The sequence below is a fragment of the Stenotrophomonas sp. YJH_SMC_135 genome, from assembly GCF_059372355.1.
Genome location: NZ_JCAFVN010000006.1, coordinates 1 through 15,589, shown reverse-complemented (window position 1 = coordinate 15,589; position 15,589 = coordinate 1). Strand labels below are relative to the sequence as shown.

The 15,589-nt window shown below is 60.7% G+C and carries 14 protein-coding genes and 1 pseudogene; all 15 read right to left on the bottom strand.

The window, feature by feature from the left end:
• Window positions 1-30 precede the first annotated feature (30 nt).
• On the bottom strand, window positions 31-1,359 hold the full coding sequence (locus AC5P98_RS17960; protein ID WP_026070509.1) for a DUF3422 family protein: 1,329 nt from the start codon (window positions 1,357-1,359) through the stop codon (window positions 31-33).
• Between the two features lie 503 nt (window positions 1,360-1,862).
• The gene (frmR, locus tag AC5P98_RS17955; RefSeq protein ID WP_017354484.1) at window positions 1,863-2,138 is read right to left on the bottom strand and encodes a formaldehyde-responsive transcriptional repressor FrmR; all 276 of its coding nucleotides are present in this window, start codon (window positions 2,136-2,138) and stop codon (window positions 1,863-1,865) included.
• Between the two features lie 212 nt (window positions 2,139-2,350).
• On the bottom strand, window positions 2,351-4,330 hold the full coding sequence (uvrB, locus tag AC5P98_RS17950) for an excinuclease ABC subunit UvrB (RefSeq protein ID WP_017354485.1): 1,980 nt from the start codon (window positions 4,328-4,330) through the stop codon (window positions 2,351-2,353).
• A gap of 233 nt (window positions 4,331-4,563) precedes the next feature.
• Window positions 4,564-5,487 carry a bestrophin family protein gene (locus AC5P98_RS17945; RefSeq protein WP_227832955.1) on the bottom strand — a complete coding sequence of 308 codons (924 nt, stop codon included), beginning with the start codon at window positions 5,485-5,487 and terminating at the stop codon, window positions 4,564-4,566.
• Between the two features lie 120 nt (window positions 5,488-5,607).
• A complete protein-coding gene (locus AC5P98_RS17940; RefSeq protein ID WP_017354487.1) occupies window positions 5,608-7,629 on the bottom strand; it encodes a cache domain-containing protein in 2,022 nt (673 codons plus the stop codon).
• A 9-nt stretch (window positions 7,630-7,638) separates the two neighbouring features.
• On the bottom strand, window positions 7,639-9,036 hold the full coding sequence (locus AC5P98_RS17935) for a sigma-54-dependent transcriptional regulator (protein WP_026070510.1): 1,398 nt from the start codon (window positions 9,034-9,036) through the stop codon (window positions 7,639-7,641).
• 685 nt (window positions 9,037-9,721) lie between these two features.
• Window positions 9,722-10,381: pseudogene (locus tag AC5P98_RS17930) on the bottom strand (ATP-binding cassette domain-containing protein); the annotation flags it as partial.
• Window positions 10,371-11,054 carry a molybdate ABC transporter permease subunit gene (gene modB, locus AC5P98_RS17925; RefSeq protein WP_005413347.1) on the bottom strand — a complete coding sequence of 228 codons (684 nt, stop codon included), beginning with the start codon at window positions 11,052-11,054 and terminating at the stop codon, window positions 10,371-10,373. The gene modB and the pseudogene AC5P98_RS17930, both read right to left, overlap by 11 nt.
• A 3-nt stretch (window positions 11,055-11,057) precedes the next feature.
• A complete protein-coding gene (gene modA / locus AC5P98_RS17920; protein WP_026070511.1) occupies window positions 11,058-11,801 on the bottom strand; it encodes a molybdate ABC transporter substrate-binding protein in 744 nt (247 codons plus the stop codon).
• An 87-nt stretch (window positions 11,802-11,888) separates the two neighbouring features.
• Entirely contained in the window at window positions 11,889-12,248 is a 360-nt protein-coding gene (locus AC5P98_RS17915; protein ID WP_017354491.1) for a hypothetical protein, read from the bottom strand.
• On the bottom strand, window positions 12,245-12,811 hold the full coding sequence (mobA, locus tag AC5P98_RS17910) for a molybdenum cofactor guanylyltransferase (RefSeq protein WP_026070512.1): 567 nt from the start codon (window positions 12,809-12,811) through the stop codon (window positions 12,245-12,247). Before mobA ends, AC5P98_RS17915 begins: the two co-directional genes overlap by 4 nt.
• Window positions 12,777-13,295 carry a molybdenum cofactor biosynthesis protein MoaE gene (locus AC5P98_RS17905; protein ID WP_495230133.1) on the bottom strand — a complete coding sequence of 173 codons (519 nt, stop codon included), beginning with the start codon at window positions 13,293-13,295 and terminating at the stop codon, window positions 12,777-12,779. The genes mobA and AC5P98_RS17905 overlap by 35 nt, the downstream gene beginning before the upstream one ends.
• Window positions 13,296-13,298: 3 nt before the next feature.
• Complete coding sequence (locus AC5P98_RS17900) at window positions 13,299-13,559, bottom strand: MoaD/ThiS family protein (RefSeq protein WP_017354494.1); 261 nt, start codon at window positions 13,557-13,559, stop codon at window positions 13,299-13,301.
• Window positions 13,559-14,812 carry a molybdopterin molybdotransferase MoeA gene (locus AC5P98_RS17895; protein ID WP_017354495.1) on the bottom strand — a complete coding sequence of 418 codons (1,254 nt, stop codon included), beginning with the start codon at window positions 14,810-14,812 and terminating at the stop codon, window positions 13,559-13,561. The genes AC5P98_RS17900 and AC5P98_RS17895 overlap by 1 nt, the downstream gene beginning before the upstream one ends.
• Window positions 14,809-15,589 (bottom strand): bifunctional molybdenum cofactor biosynthesis protein MoaC/MoaB (locus tag AC5P98_RS17890; RefSeq protein ID WP_495230132.1); only part of this gene is annotated, 781 nt, incomplete at its 5' end. The genes AC5P98_RS17890 and AC5P98_RS17895, both read right to left, overlap by 4 nt.

Here is a 15,589-nt window from a genome sequence, read left to right as displayed (position 1 = left end):
CGCGAATCGAATGTGGCCTTAAGCGAGGCTTTAGGCCTTGTCCTCGACTGCCGAGTCACCGTGTGCATGCCTGATCCTTCGGACAATCCACCAAATCAGCAGCAATACAGCGGGAACCAAGATCGCAGTGACGGTTGCTGCGATGTCATGCGTCCCAGGCAAACCCTTGAGCAGGTATGCGAGAAGACTCACGACGTAGTACGAGATGGCGGCCACCGACAAACCTTCCACCGTCTGCTGCAGGCGCAGCTGAACCTTCGCCCGTTCATTCATGGACGCCAGTAGGTCGCGGTTCTGCCGCTCGAGCTCAACATCAATCCACGACCGGAGGAGCGAGATCGAGCGCGTCAACTTGTCTGAGAGCTTCCCCTGTCGCTCCTTCACTGACTGGCAAGTTCGCATGGCCGGTGCAATCCTTCGATACAAGAAGTCCGCCCAGGTGCTATAGCCGGCAACTTGATCCTCCGCCAACGCATCCAGTCGCTCTTCAACAATTTCGTAGTAAGCCCGACTTGCACCAAACCTATAGAGATTTGCCGCGGCGTCCGCCTCCAACTCTGCAGCCAGGCTGGTCAAATCCGAGAGGAGCACGTCACTGTCACGACGTCCGCCGGAGGCCCTGCGCATCTCTTCAGTAATTGCAGCCAGACGCGCCTCCATGCGACGAAGATTCGACGTCATGGAACGAGTCAGCGGTAGCGCTAGGAGGGCAAGCGTTCGGTATGTCTCGACCTCGAGCAGTCGTTGCGCCAGCGCTCCTGCCCGCGCCGGAGTCAGGTCGCGATCAAGGATGAGCATGTGGGTTAGCCCTTCCTCGTCTTGACGGAAGTCGGTCACAATGGCCGCGGCACCGTTCTCAACCAGCGAGTAGCAGCGGCTGACGGGATCAAAGCAATCTATTTCCTTCTCCGCCTCCGCGGTCCAAGGCAAAAGCCTGACGCTAACAGCCGAGATCACGGGTCCTGGCGGCTTGAATCCCTGTCTAAACGGGTTGTCCCCACAAGGCTCACCTGTTTCTGAGCTCAGTGGTGCGCTCCAGAGGTAGGAAGAGAACTCAGTGTGCTTCTCGCAGTGCAGATCACCCTCATTCCACGTAAGCGCGTGATGAGGTGTGGTGTGATCCTCGACTGCAGCCCCCATACGACCTGAAAGATCGTCGATCGCGGCACGATCTCGACTCATGTCCCCTTCTGTCATGAAGGAGAGCTGGAGAAGGCTTCGCGGAGACTGGGTGAGAAGGTGCGGTCGCGCATGGACTTCCTCAACGGCGGCGCGGCGGTCCGCGTGCGCCGGCATCCCATATACGTAGCCTTCTGCTGGCGTGCCTGCAGCTTGGCTCAGGCCGGATGGGTCATTCATACATAGCCTCAAGAATGGATGATCTTCTAAACACCGCTCACGGGAGGTCTATCACTTGCTTGTGCGATAGCTCAGCGAAAGGTCGTGTGGTGGAGCCGGCTCTGGTGTAGGGCGGTAGTGGGAACCACAACAAGCTGGGAGGACAGCACCGCATAGATCGCAGGCCCTTGCTCTCCCACCTTCCAGCCAGGCGCGGACCGCATGGGAGTCGCAACGAGGCTGGAAGCTCACTTCAAAGGGCCTCCCATGACTCAGTCAGATGCCGAAGGCAACGATGCCGACAGAGATTGCCCGCTCCAAGAAATACAGACAGGCGCAACTCGACTGACATCATCCAGCATGCCTTGGAGCCTCCTGGAAAGGCCTCAACGTCCTAGTCGTGACGCCCTAACCCACGAAGGGGTTAGGAATGGCGGGTTCTACTTGGAAATGAAGTAGTTCGGACACCCATAGATTGCCTCCTCTACTTAGTACTAGCGCCATCAAGCAATGTCGCGAACTGACTAACGGAGATAGGAGCGGACAATAGAGATGGTCTCGTCAATCGACTTCCTTTGAGAGTCGGTGTGGGTGTCGCTATGCGGGAACTCTTCACGCAGATAGCTCTCCAGAACCGTCGCCATCAAACCATTGACCGCCCCGCGCACAGCAGCAAGCTGCTGAAGTACTGCAGCACATTCCGCCCCGCTCTCCAGAGCCTGCTCCAATGCAGCCACCTGTCCGCTGATCCGACGTACGCGGGTAAGGGCCTGCTTTTTCTCCCGAGGGCTGTGAGGCATTGCGCACCTGTCCGTATCACATGAGGGAACGATACTATACTCCCCGATAGTATGCAAGCTAGCAATCTGCGAGGGTCTTTAACTCCGTCAACTGAGTCTGCGCCTGATTTCGAGCCGCCGCCAGAGGCCAGTGACAGACCCCTCCCGCCCCACCCCCACACCACAAAAGGCGGGCTCCTGTAGGAGCCACGCCCCACCACTCGAAAGAGTGGTTACATGTAGATGAATTGGCGGTATAGCTTGTCTAGCTCCAGCCTGACGAACTCGATCTCCTCCTCGTCCCCGGCATCAGAGAGCTCCAGAAGCTGTCGCTCCTTTGATGTAATTCGATCACAGAGGTCTTTTAGGTTGGCGCAGAACTCCGCTGAATGGGCTTGCGACCGGTCAGGTCGAGCCTCTGTTGATCCCAACATTCCGCGAGACGTTGACGGGGTGATGCCGAACTCCTCATTGAACGCGATCTGATGCTGTCGCCTGTCATCAGTCTCAGAAATGGCCTGCCGCATCGCACTAGTGATCGTATCGGCATACATGATCGCCTTACCGCGCGAGTTTCTTGCGGCTCGTCCAATCATCTGAATGAGGGCCTGGCTCGACCGAAGGAAGCCCGCCTGGTCCGCATCAACGATAGCGACCAGAGAGGCCTCAGGAATATCGAGCCCCTCTCTCAGCAGGCTGATACCCACTAGCACATCGAACTCGCCGGCCCTCAGCCCATTGATGATCTCAACTCGATCCTCTGCCTTGATATCCGAGTGCATGTACTTCGCACGCACCCCTTGATCCTCGAGGAACTCGCACAGCTCCTCAGCAGACACCTTTGTCAGCGTGGTCACCAAGACCCTGTCGCCCTCTCGTACACAACGGGCGATCTCTGACAGAAGATCGTGCCTGTAGCCCTCCCTCGGCCTCACCTCTACCAGCGGATCGAGCAAGCCAGTGGGCCTGATGAGCTGGTCAATCAATCTTCCCTTGGATCTCCCAATCTCATAGGCGCCAGGCGTAGCCGAAACGAAGATCGTCTGGGGCTTGATGGCTTCAAACTCAGAGAAGCTAAGCGGTCTGTTGTTCATCGCCGAAGGTAGACGGAACCCGTACTCGATTAGAGTATCCTTCCTGCTCTGATCGCTCCTGAACATCGCCTCGATCTGAGGAACCATGACGTGCGACTCATCAACAAATAGCAGGCCATCCTTCGGGAGGTAGTCCATGAGTGTCGTCGGCCTAGCTCCTGAAGGCTTCGAGTTCAGGTAACTGGAGTAGTTCTCCATGCCAGAGCAATATCCCAGCTCCCTCATCATCTCCACGTCGTTCGTGATCTTCTCGTAAAGCCTATTTGCCTCAACGATTCGACCAGATGCGTTGAGCTCCGTCACCCTGGCCTCCAAATCCTTGAGGATGGCCTTCGTAGCCTCATTGATTTCTGTTTTGGGGCTTGCGAAGAGTGTCTTTGGAGAAACGAGGTAGCGCGTCTCATCGCCAAGCTTCTTCCCTGTAACCGCATCAATCCAGGTGAGCGACTGCACTCTCCCCTCGTCCGTGAGCTCTACTCTAATTGCCTTGTACTCAGAGTCGGCGGGAAAAATATCGACCACATCGCCAGACACACGGAACGTGCCACGCTTCAGGGTCCGCTCAGTCCTGTCGTACTGAAGCGATGCAAGCCGACGCAGGAAGTCCCTCTGATCCAGTTCGATTCCAAGCGCAAGCTCAACCTGCAGATCCCGGTAGCTCTGTGGGTCTCCCAGTCCATAGATTGAGGACACCGAAGCGACAACAATCACGTCTCTACGCTCAATCAGAGACTTCGTAGTCGATAGTCGAAGCCTCTCAAGGTGATCATTGATGGCTGAGTCTTTCTGGATGTAACGATCGCTACCTGGGATATAGACCTCTGGCTGGAAGAAGTCGTAGTAGGAAACGAAATACTCCACGGCGTTCTCGGGGAACAGCGCCTTCATCTCCCCGTAGAGCTGAGCAGTCAACGTCTTGTTTGGCGCAAGAATGAGCGTGGGTCGCTTCAGCCGATGGATCACATTGGCCATCGTGAAGGTCTTCCCTGACCCTGTAATTCCCTTCAAGGTCTGATGTGTTGCTCCCTCCTCGATGCCAGCAATTAGCCTGGCAATCGCTTCGGGTTGATCCCCGGCCGGCGTATGATCCGAATGCATTACGAACATATCTGTTGACATCACTTACGCTCCTACTGGCTCATTCTTGATCGTTAGAGGAACTATTCCCGTCTCACAGACTCCATCCCATATGTGCGAGCGGAACCAAGGGGGCTGTACGAATGCTATCTTTGGGCGAGTTCCTTTCAGGTGAGCCTGGCAACCCATGCCTGACTAGCGCTAGGGCGTGAGCTGGCATGTCGTTACATGCCGGAGCGGCCTCAGAAGTGCACCCGCCGCCCTCCGCTCACGCCTCACTCCTCCCTACCTGGCTGCTGTACCGACTCCTGATCGACCGCAGTCAGAGCCAGCGTTGACATTAGCTCTGTCTCGATCGTCCTCTGCATTGAGTAGATCGGGAGCGCGTTCGGCGCGGAACTGAATGGCTCCTCCAGCTGACGGCCCAGCGCATCGAGACCAAAAAACGTGTACGCCACAATGAGCACCGGTAAAAAGGTCCACCACCCCAATGTTCCTGCCAGCGCAAAAGGAAGTGTTGTGCAGAATACGATCGCAGTCCGGTGAAGCAGCAGCGAATACGAGAATGGAATCGGAGTATTGAGTATCCTCTCGCACCCCCCCTGGATACGAGCCAAGTTGGCAAGCTGCTTATCCATCACCGAGTACTGAATCGAGTCGATCCTTCCCTCATGAGCCAGATGGGCAAGCTTCAAGCCAATGCCCTGGAGCACAGCGTCCGTCGGATTCGGGCCTTGTGATGCCTTGCCAATATCCCACCAAGGTGCGATCGCATGGGCTTCGTCGGCCCGGCGCAGTCGAGAATAGAGGCCAGCACTGAAGCCACACAGGCCTCGCAGGATCTGTGCTCGGCTGTTTGGATCCAGCAGGGACGTCTGCCTGGCTATTGAGCGACACGCTATGACCAGGTCACCCCAAAGGTGCCTCGCCTCCCACCATCTGGAGTAGCAAGCGTTGTTTCGAAAGCTCATGAATACGGAAAGTGCGATACCAATGAGCGTGAACGGAACGGCACTGAAGCGAGCAAAGATTCCTGGATGCTCCGTTGATGCGAGCACCGCTCCTGCGGTCACAATGCTAATCAGTAGTAGATGCAATGCGATCCTGGGCAGGATGGTACCCCTGACGGCAAACGCAACGTCCCACAACGTCGGCTGCCTTCGCATTCTCGTTTCAACATCTGGGAGACGGTGTGTCATGCCAACCTCTGATTCATTGATCGACTGCTGGCGTCGATACGCCTAGGCAACAAATTCCTTCCACTTGAGTTCGAAATGCGAATGACATCACGCCGTTCGCATGACACTGCTACAGCAGGTCTAAAGCAGTTCATCGTCGGCAGCCTCGGGCATCCATAGTTCAATGACCGTCCCTGTCAGGCCGGTTCTCACTACCGACAGGCTGCCACCGTGGCGGTTGGCAAGCATCTGACTGATGGAAAGACCCAGCCCAGTACCTTGACGATGTTTGGTCGTAAAGAATGGCTCAAAAATTCGGACCAGAATGTCCTGAGGAATGCCGCTTCCAGTATCTGAGACTCGCAAAGCGACGCCAGGGTGACCATGAACGTCGTCAACGTCCAACGTCGCCAATCCCAGCGTTCCGCCCTTCTGCATGACATAGATTGCATTGATCAGGAGGTTCACAAGAATTTGCTGCAGCTCGCCCCGATTGCCCGTTACGAGCCGTGTGGACAGGAAGTTCTTCTCTATCTTCACGGGATGGCGCTTGATGAGGTGTTGAATCAGGGGCAGCGTCTCCAACATCAGCGTGGCAGGCTCTAACAGCTCACTATGACCGGAGTACTCACTGGGCTTGGAGAACTGCAGCAACTTGGAAACAATGGTGCTGATACGCCCAATTTGATCCTCAATGAGGTCAATCTCTTCTCCAAACCCTTGACCCTCGGGCTCCCTGATCGAGTCACGCAGAAGCTCGAGGTTCCCCTGCATGACGGCAAGCGGATTGTTGATCTCGTGCGCTATTCCTGCTGCGATCTCGCCAATTGTTGCCAGCTTCTCAGTGACAATCAGGTGCTGGGTCGTCTCTTCCAACCGTCTATTGGCTAGTGCGAGACCAGCAGTTCGCTCCTCTACCCTGGAATTGAGCTCCTCGTTCCAGGCGACCAGCTGCCGTTCCTTCTCTTCCAGCTGACAGAGCAGCTGGTCCAAGTGCGAAGCGACACGTCCGATTTCATCATTGGATGCCCCTGCTCCGGAGCGAGCACTGCGGTCGCCCGCCTTGACCCGTCCAATTGCCTGATCCATCCGCTCAAGTGGCTTGAACACGCCGCGAGCGATGTACAGAAAAAGGGGTACGGTGATGACTGCAACAAGGAGGCAACCGAACACGATCGCTCCGATGGAATTTCGACGGGCGGTGGTGAATGGCTCCTCCAGAAAGCCCACGAAGAGCATACCAATAGGTACGCCCCGGCCATTGAGAATGGGCATATAGCCGGCAATGTACCAATCATTGACTACGTAGGCTCTCGCCTGCCAGGTCTTTCCCTGGCCCAGCACGGCCTCGGCCACTTCAGAAGACACCCGTGTCCCCGACGCTGGGTTCCCTCCCGCCAACAACGCGTTGGTGCTGATGCGGGTATCACCAAGGAAGATGGAGGCTATCCCTGTTGCGCCAGTACGCAGGGCCTTATCTCGGTAGACAAGATCAGTGATCTGCTTGATGAACTCGGTGTTGTGGTTCAGCAGAGTACCCGCAATCAAGACGCCAACCTGATTGTTTGGAAGTGCAACCGGCGTTGCAGCTTGAATCATTAGGCCCCGCTTCTCACTCTGGGCCGAATCGACAGGATTCCTTGCGTTATGCGGACGAATGACCTCGGCCCGTGCGGCGAGCTTTGGGGAGATCTCCATCAGATCGTCCCGGCTTACCACCCCCACCTCCACGCTGGACGCTCCCTTCAGGGCCTTTTCGATGACTGACCAGTCCAAGTCAAGCTCAGCTGGCGAGGCCGGCTCACTACTAGCCAACAAGCGACCGTTTGAATCCAACAGTGCGATGAAGTCTAGTGAACCACCTTGGGCTTTCGACGCTAGTAGGCTGCCAAGCTCTGCATTCTTGTTGACCCCCTGGCTAATGACGCCATGGAAGCTCTGCGAATCAGCAATCGCAGCCAGCGTCGCGCGGTCGTTGACGAGCAGCTGGTTCATGTACTGTCCCGCAACTTTCAGGTCCCCGCCAACCTTCGAGGCGAGCAGTCGGTCGAAGCGCAAATCCCATTGGTAGATGAGTCCGCCGACGATAGCCGGCAGGATCACAAACATTGGAAGGATCGCGATTAGAAGCAGGCGGAAGCGAACTGAGCGCGCTCGGTTCATTGCAGATTCCTAGGCTGATACATTCCAACTGGAGCACTTACGATCAATCGTCTTTCGCGATATGCCCAAGATCGTGGCCGCTCTTTCGCGATCTCCGCCAGTCTCACGAAGCACTGCAAGGATGTGCCTGCGCTCGACCTCCGAGAGCAGCCGGCTTCGTGGGTCAGAGAGTGACTCCAACCGCTCAAGCTGAGTCGGAAAGTGTCCGAGTATCAGGCTACGCTCAACGTAGTTGTGAAGCTCGCGGACGTTCCCGGGCCACGAGTAGCTCTGAAGATATGCCCGGATCCTTTCGTCGATCGGAATCGGTTGAAGGCCAAGCTGCAGCCCCAGCTCACGCATGAAGCCCGCCGCCAGCTCCAACACATCAGCGCCGCGGTCATGAAGGCGAGGAAGCGACACCTCGAGAACGTTGATGCGATAGTAGAGATCCGACCGGAATGTTCCATTCTTCACTTCCGCAACCAAATTCTTGTTGGTTGAGAAGATGAATCTGACATCGATCGGAATCTCCCGATCTGCGCCAACTGGTCGTATCCGTCTATCTTCAAGCATCCTTAGCAGCTTTCCTTGGAGAGCCAAGGGAAGATCAGCGACTTCGTCAAACAGCAATGTTCCGCCTTCTGCATAGGCGACCAGTCCTTGGCGAGACGAGTTCGCTCCACTGAACGTTCCTTTGAGACTCCCGAACAGTTCAACGTCAATCAACTCGCTGGGAACAGCTGCACAATTTATTGGAATGAAAGGATGAGATGCCCGTGCGGACAACGCGTGCAGCGATCTTGCGGCAACCTCCTTTCCAGAGCCGGATTCTCCAGTGAACAGCACGCTACTGGGCAGTGGTGCGACCTTCGCGATCAGATCCTTGGTGGCCTGAATCGCACGCGAGCTACCTGTGAGCCTGTCTCGAAGCGCAGCTGGTGCACCGGAGCCATGTAGCTCGTGACGGAGAATGGCATTCTCCCGCCGTAGGCGACCGCGTTCCAGGCAGCGCGATATAGCGGCCAGCAACTGATTGGTTCTGAAAGGCTTGAGAAGAAAATCAGCCGCTCCCGCGCGGATAGCGCCGATAGCGGAATCCAAGTCTGCGTACGCAGTAATCAGAATGAAGTCGGCCAAGACCCCTCCCCTGCGCTGGTCCTCCAGCCACGCGATGCCACTCTTCCCTGGCAACACGTTGTCCACAATCACGATGTCAAAGTGGCGCTCCGTCAGATGCTGCTCCGCTTCAATGGTGTCAGCTGCAGCTTCCACAACTTTGCATCGCGGTCGCAAGGCACGAACCAAGAAGCTACGCATGCCAGGTTCGTCGTCAACGATCAGTATCGATGAGCGCGCAAGGTCCGGCCATGCAAGATCGCCGTTTGCGCGCTCTTCGGAAGATTGGTTGGCGCTCTTTGGCGTCATGTTTCCCTCAGTACAATTGAAGCGTGGCTAGTTCCGTCGATTCGTGTTCGAGTTCATTTCGATCTTTCGACCGCTAGATGACGGGTGACATATCGAACAAAACACCCCCTCTCACGACGTAGGACGTTGTGCACCAAAGGCCAGTCTGAGACGTTCAATGCTGTCGACCTCAGTCATATGCCAATCCGGAACTCTTGCCCTACGAGCCTAGTATCGACCTCTTGGTGGCCAAACGGACCGGGGGCTCCTCGCCATATTGCCCAGAGCGCCAATGGCCTCCGTGCCCCTCCAAGCCCCTCGGCGGTCGGTCGCCACGGGAGGCTGGAGAAGTCTCGCTCCCTTCGAGCGGATCATTACGCCAATTCGGCCATATGGGAAGCGCTGGGTGCGCGTTGTCCCCGCCTCGGCCGGAGCCACGCAGCGCGGCCAAGCGCGGGCGAGTCGATCCGCCTTGCAAGAAGGTCCAGGCCCTACCGCTCGCCTACCGGCATAGAGATGCCTATGCACCAGGGTCGTCTCCCATTTGCGCGGCTCGCGGGCAGATGTATCGTGGCTTTGGACTCTCTGAGTCTCCGACTGACTGATGGTTGCTCTTCCCCTCAAGACCCGGGCTTGTTGGGGAGCCGACTAAGGATGGTAGAAGGCGGGGCTGACGGGTCGGCCTCTGACGCGAGCCGGGAGGAGAGATCAGTCGCCCATTTTCGATGCAGGCGATCTGGCCCCCAAATATCTCAATGTCGTTGGGATCATGGCTGATCAGCAGCAGTGGAATACCGGCCCCGTCCAGCACGGCCTCCAGCTCCTGCCGCAAGTGCTGGCGAAGATCCTGGTCCAGCGCGGAGAACGGTTCATCCAGCAGCAGCGCCTGCGGCTGCGTCACCAAGGCGCGTGCCAAGGCGGTACGCTGGCGCTGGCCGCCGGACACCTGCGAGGGCAGCAGATCACCCACCGTATCGATGCGGAATGCGTGCAACCACTGCTCCACCGCATCGAAGCGCTGGCCGACCCGCGGATTCAACCAGCCCTTCTGCAGACCGAACGCCACGTTCTGGCGCACGCTCAGGTGTGGGAACAGCGCGTAATCCTGGAACACGTAGCCCAGCCGGCGGTGCTGCGGCGGCAGATCCACACCGGTGGCCGCATCGAACAGGGTCTGCCCCTGTAGGCGCACATGACCCTGGCCCGGCCTCAGCAGCCCGGCCACCGCCTTCAGGGTCAGGCTCTTGCCCGCGCCCGAGGGCCCGAACAGCACCACCTGCCGCTGCGTGCACTGCAGCGACACGTCCAATACGAAATCCTGGCCGGCCGCCTGCAGGCGACGCTGCACCTGCAGGTCAAGCCACATCACGCAGCTCCCGGCGACGTCCGCCCACCAGCCGCGCGGCCAGCAGCAGGATCACGATGCACACCACCGAGGTCAGGATCACCAGCGCATTGGCCTTGCCGTCCTGGCCGGCCTGCACCGCTTCGTAGATGGCGATCGACAGCGTCTGCGTGCGGCCGGGAATGCTGCCCGCCACCATCAGCGTCGCGCCGAACTCGCCCATCGCGCGTGCAAACGCCAGCAGCAGGCCGGCGAGGATGCCGCGCCACGCCAGCGGCAGCGTGATGCGGAAGAACACCGCTGCTTCGGACACACCGAGCGTGCGTGCGGCCTGCTCCAACTGTCCATCCACTTCCTCGAACGCCGCGCGTGCCGGCTTGAACACCAGCGGCAGCGAGGCCACCGCCGCAGCGATCACCGCCGCCTGCCAGGTGAACACCAGGTTGATGCCGAACCACGACTGCAGCCACGCGCCGATCGGGCCGTTGCGGCCGATCAGCACCAGCAGGTAATACCCCAGCACGGTCGGCGGCAGCACCATCGGCAGGGTCAGCAGCGAATCCAGCAGCTCACGGCCAGGAAATCGCCGACGTGCCAGCAGCGCGCCCAGTGCCACGCCCAGCACCAGATTGATCGCGGTGGCCCAGCCGGCCACCTTCAGCGACAACCACAGTGCGCTCCAGTCGAGATCCATGCCTCAGGGCTTGCCGAACCCATGCTTGGCCAGGATCGCCTGGCCCTGTGCCGAACGCACGAAGGTGGTGAAGCGCTTGGCTTCAACCGGTTGCGCACTGGCCTTGGTCACCGCCAACGGATAGGCAATGCGCCCCGCCACCGGCACCGCGAAGGCACGGCGCACCCGATCAGGCATCGCCTGCGCATCGGTGGCATAGACGAAGCCGGCATCCACTTCACCGCGCGCCACGTAGTCCAGCGACTGGCGAACGTTCTGCGTGGTGATGGTCTTGCCCTGCACCGACGGCCACAGGCCCGCCGCTTCCAGCGCGCCCTTGGCATAGCGGCCGACCGGCACGCTGTCCGGGTTGCCCAGTGCGATGCGCTGCACACCGGCACCGGCCAGGTCCTTCAAGGTACGCGGCGCAGCCTTGGCCTGCGGCGGCACCACCACCCACAGCGCGTTCACCGCGAACACCTCGCGGGTGCCGGCCGCCAGCAGGTCCTGCTGCTGGGCCTGGTCCATCGTGGTTTCATCGGCCGACGCGAACACATCCACCGGCGCGCCGCGGCTGATCTGCTGCAGCAGCACGCCGGACGCGGCGAAGTTGAAATCGACCTTGGTTCCCGGGTGTGCCTTCTCATAGGCGGTGCCCAGTTCGCGGAAGCTCTCGGTCAAGCTCGATGCCGCCGACACCGTCAGGTCGGCCGCCAAGGCCGGCACCGTGGCCAGCAGTCCCAGCAACAACAGTCCAACTCGTTTCATCATTGGTTTCCCCGTTTGGTTGGGTTTAGATCGGTTTCACCGCCTATCCTTGGCATCGCAGGCGCTACATAGCTGGCCCGCCCAGAGCTAGGTAGAGGGTGCACGACGGTGCGGACCTCGTTGGCGCAGGCTGTCTCGTACATCCACATCGAATTGAAGCTGCAGCGAGATGTCATCATCCAGCGCAATGCCAAAACCCAGACCATCACGACAGGGCAAACGTAATGCCAAGGACTGAACCGCTTCGCGAGGAAGCATCAACCGGCAGTACTCGCTCCCCTCCAGAAGCACCGCCTGTTGCCCTGCATGCAGTGATAGCACCATGCCCCAGCCGCGATCGCCGCCGAACCGCGTCAGGTTCTCCACCGATTCGCCGGCCAGCAACTGCGCTAGCTCCTCTTCATCAACGCGCAGACGAACTGCCTGCCGCTGTAGCTGGACTTTCATGATGCAATGAACTCGAGCTCGGTTGAGGTGTTGCAGTTGAGTAGCTGGTCGTATTCGCTATCCGCCAGTGGCAGCTCGATTGCGCCCAAGCGTTCTCGCAGGGCGTGTAGCGAGCGGTGCGCCGCCGGATTCTCGATCAATTCCCGCAACACATGCCGGCAATGGTCATCAATCTGCAACCGCATCGGCAGGGGTTCTTCCGCAAACAGCACACAGGCAGCCGAAGGCGCATCACGTAACCGTTGTAGTAACGCCGGGGTCACATTGGGCGTATCCACCGGAAGCACCAGAGCGGCAGCGTCCGGCATGCACATGGCCACACTGTAGAGCCCGCCCAACGGGCCGCAGCGTGCCACGCGATCAGGAATGCCACCGAAGGCCGGGTAGTTGCCACTCACCCATACCCTTTCCGCACCTGCCTGTCGCAGCAGGCCACGCATGTGCTCTAGCAGGGTTCGCCCGTGCCACGGTAGCAGCGCCTTGTCACGGCCCATCCGGCTGGAAAGACCACCGGCCAGCACGATGCCGTCAGTGGGAATGTTCGTGATCGTGTGCACATTCATGGGCATTGTCATGAGCTTGCGTGGGTTCGTTATCCGCATGGCAGAGACTGCAGCCTTCGGTCCACTCGCTGTCGCCGTCCTCGTAATGCTCCTGCTTCCAGATCGGGCACTGGTGCTTGACCACCTCGATCAACTGCCGGCAGGCCCGGAATGCCTCGTCTCGATGCGGGCTGCCGGCGGCCACCACCACCGCCACATCGCCAATGCCCAACCGGCCCTTGGCGTGGGCCACATACAGCTTCAGCTTCGGACCGAACGTCGCCTCGACCTCTGCCGCCAGGCGCTTGAACTCGTTCAGCACCAAAGGTTCGAACAGGTCGTACGTGATCCCGGCCACCGGCCGGCCGATGTTGACGTCGCGCACCTTGCCGATGAACACGTCGATGCCGCCGAAGCCCGGATCAGATACCGCCGCGATGCCTTCGGCCGGATCGATCGCCGCCTGCGCGCGGTCCACCACCGTCGCGATGATCTTCTCGCTCATCGCTCAGCCCCCGCTCACTGGTGGCAGGATCGCCACGCGGCCATCGTCGGGCAGCGCCTCGTGGTCGCGCAGCACGCGTTGCTGGTCGGCAAACGCCGAGTAGTCCAGCAGGCCCGCGCGGAAACCCGGCCAACGCACCGGCAGCAGCTCGCGCAGCGCCTGGCGCAGATCGGCCACGGTGCCACCGGCCACATCGACGGCGATTTCGCGGCTGGCATCCAGATCGGAAAACGCACCGAACAACTGCAGATTCACCTGTTTCATCATGACTCCTGGCTCACCAGCTGCACCGGTTCGTGGTGACCCCAGCCCTGCACGCGCACGAAGGTGCCAGCGCTGGCCAGGTCTCCCTCGGCCTCCAGCACCACCCAGGCGTTGGCCTGCAGCATGGACATCAAACGGAACGACTCCTGCCCGGACAGTACGCGCGCACTCAGGCGCCCCTGCCCGTCCATTTCCACCCGCGCCCGCGCGTGGAAGCGCAGACCGGGCGGCTTGCGCACGTCGGCCTGCAGCGGCAGCCGCAACACCGGTTCCGGTGCAAGCCCCAGCAGGCGGCGCAGTACCGGCTCGACGAAGAAGCGCTGGCCCACGGCAGCCGAAACCGGGTTGCCGGGCAGGCCGAAGTACAGCGCGCCATTGGGCAACACCGCGAACAACAACGGCTTGCCGGGGCGGATCGCCACCTTATGGAAGACGATGCGCGCACCACGGCCACGCAGCGCATCGGGAACGAAGTCGTAGCGGCCGGCCGACACCGCGCCGGTACTGATCAGCAGCTGCGCGCCAGCGGCCAGCGCTTCATCCAGCACCGCATTGAACGCGGCCACGTCGTCGCCCACCGTGCCCTGCCAGACCACCTCGGCACCGGCCGCCTGCAGGCGGCCCACCAGGTAGGGGCGATTGCTGTCACGGATCTGGCCCGATTCCAGCGCCTGCGCCGCCTCGGTCACCAGTTCCTTGCCGGTGGCGATCACCGCCGCCCTCGGCCGCGCCACCACCGCCACCTCACCCACGCCCAGGGCGTGCAGCAGGGTGCGGGCATTGATATCCAGCACCTGGCCGGCGCACAGCACGCGCTCACCCTCGCGCACGTCCTGGCCGCGCAGGCGCACGTTCTGGCCCGGCTTCACCGTCGCGGTCAGCGCGATGCGGGTCGGGCGGCCGTCCTCGCTGGCGAGGATCTCCACGTTCTCGACCGGCACCACCGTATCCAGGCCAACCGGCATGCGCGCTCCGGTCATGATTTCCCAGGCACCCTCGCCGCCTTCGGCGCCGGCATCGCCGGCTGCCTGCCAGCCCTGCACCGCGAATTCGGTACCGGCCTCGAACGTCGCGCCGTTGGCGCGCAGCGCAAAGCCGTCCATCGCCGAATTGTCGAACGGCGGCAACGACTGCCCGCTGTGGATGTCACTGGCCAGGGTACGGCCGCCGGCTTCATGCAGCGGCACGCGCTCGGCCGGCAGCGGCGTGGCCGCGTCCAGCAGGTGCTGCAAGGCTTCGCAATAGGGAATCATGAGTGGCCATCCCCCTCGACCATCGCCAGGGCGTGGCCCAGTACCGGCGCCAGGATATCCAGGCACTGCGCCGCCGCCTTCGGGCTGCCGGGCAGCGCGAACACCAGCATGTTGCCCAGCTGCACCACCTCGGCGCGGCTCAGCCAGGCCATCGGCGTGTGCTGTGCACTCAGCGCGCGCACCATCTGCGCCAGGCCATGTACCGGCCGCGCGTTCAGGGAACGGAGCGCCTCCGGGGTCAGGTCACGCGGGCCCAGTCCGGTACCACCGGTACACAGGCACAGGCGCACGCCCTCGGCGGCCAAGGCCTGCAGGCGACCCGCCAATGGCTCGATGCCATCGGGCAACACCTCAGCGGCCACCACCTCGCCGCCCAGCTTTTTCAGGCCGGTCACCAGGGTCGGGCCAGAGATATCCTCATAGGTGCCGTCGCTGGCGCGATCGCTCAGCGTGATCACCGCGCAGGCCGCGCCCTCCAGGCCCTTCGGCGCACGCGGCTTGAAACGCGTGCGCTCGGCATCGTCCATGCCGTCGGGGTGCAGCCAGACACCGCGCTTGCCGCCTTCCTTGAACAGCAGGCGGATACCTTCGATGCGCAGGGCCGGTTCCACCGGCTTGCTCAGGTCGTACAGGGTAAGCAGCGCCGCGTTGACGCCGGCCAGTGCCTCCATCTCCACGCCGGTGCGCGCCTCGCTGGCGCACTCGCACCACACGCGGATCGCCTGCCGTTCCGGTACCGGCGCGCAGAACACCTGCACCAGTTCCAGCGGCAGCGGG

Coding starts and splice junctions, on each gene's coding strand:
- mobA (WP_026070512.1), bottom strand. CDS start 12,811: ATGAATGTGCACACGATCACGAACATTCCCACTGACGGCATCGTGCTG.
- AC5P98_RS17945 (WP_227832955.1), bottom strand. CDS start 5,487: ATGACACACCGTCTCCCAGATGTTGAAACGAGAATGCGAAGGCAGCCG.
- uvrB (WP_017354485.1), bottom strand. CDS start 4,330: ATGTCAACAGATATGTTCGTAATGCATTCGGATCATACGCCGGCCGGG.
- frmR (WP_017354484.1), bottom strand. CDS start 2,138: ATGCCTCACAGCCCTCGGGAGAAAAAGCAGGCCCTTACCCGCGTACGT.
- AC5P98_RS17895 (WP_017354495.1), bottom strand. CDS start 14,812: ATGATTCCCTATTGCGAAGCCTTGCAGCACCTGCTGGACGCGGCCACG.
- modB (WP_005413347.1), bottom strand. CDS start 11,054: ATGGATCTCGACTGGAGCGCACTGTGGTTGTCGCTGAAGGTGGCCGGC.
- modA (WP_026070511.1), bottom strand. CDS start 11,801: ATGAAACGAGTTGGACTGTTGTTGCTGGGACTGCTGGCCACGGTGCCG.
- AC5P98_RS17915 (WP_017354491.1), bottom strand. CDS start 12,248: ATGAAAGTCCAGCTACAGCGGCAGGCAGTTCGTCTGCGCGTTGATGAA.
- AC5P98_RS17935 (WP_026070510.1), bottom strand. CDS start 9,036: ATGACGCCAAAGAGCGCCAACCAATCTTCCGAAGAGCGCGCAAACGGC.
- AC5P98_RS17905 (WP_495230133.1), bottom strand. CDS start 13,295: ATGAGCGAGAAGATCATCGCGACGGTGGTGGACCGCGCGCAGGCGGCG.
- AC5P98_RS17900 (WP_017354494.1), bottom strand. CDS start 13,559: ATGAAACAGGTGAATCTGCAGTTGTTCGGTGCGTTTTCCGATCTGGAT.
- AC5P98_RS17940 (WP_017354487.1), bottom strand. CDS start 7,629: ATGAACCGAGCGCGCTCAGTTCGCTTCCGCCTGCTTCTAATCGCGATC.
- AC5P98_RS17960 (WP_026070509.1), bottom strand. CDS start 1,359: ATGAATGACCCATCCGGCCTGAGCCAAGCTGCAGGCACGCCAGCAGAA.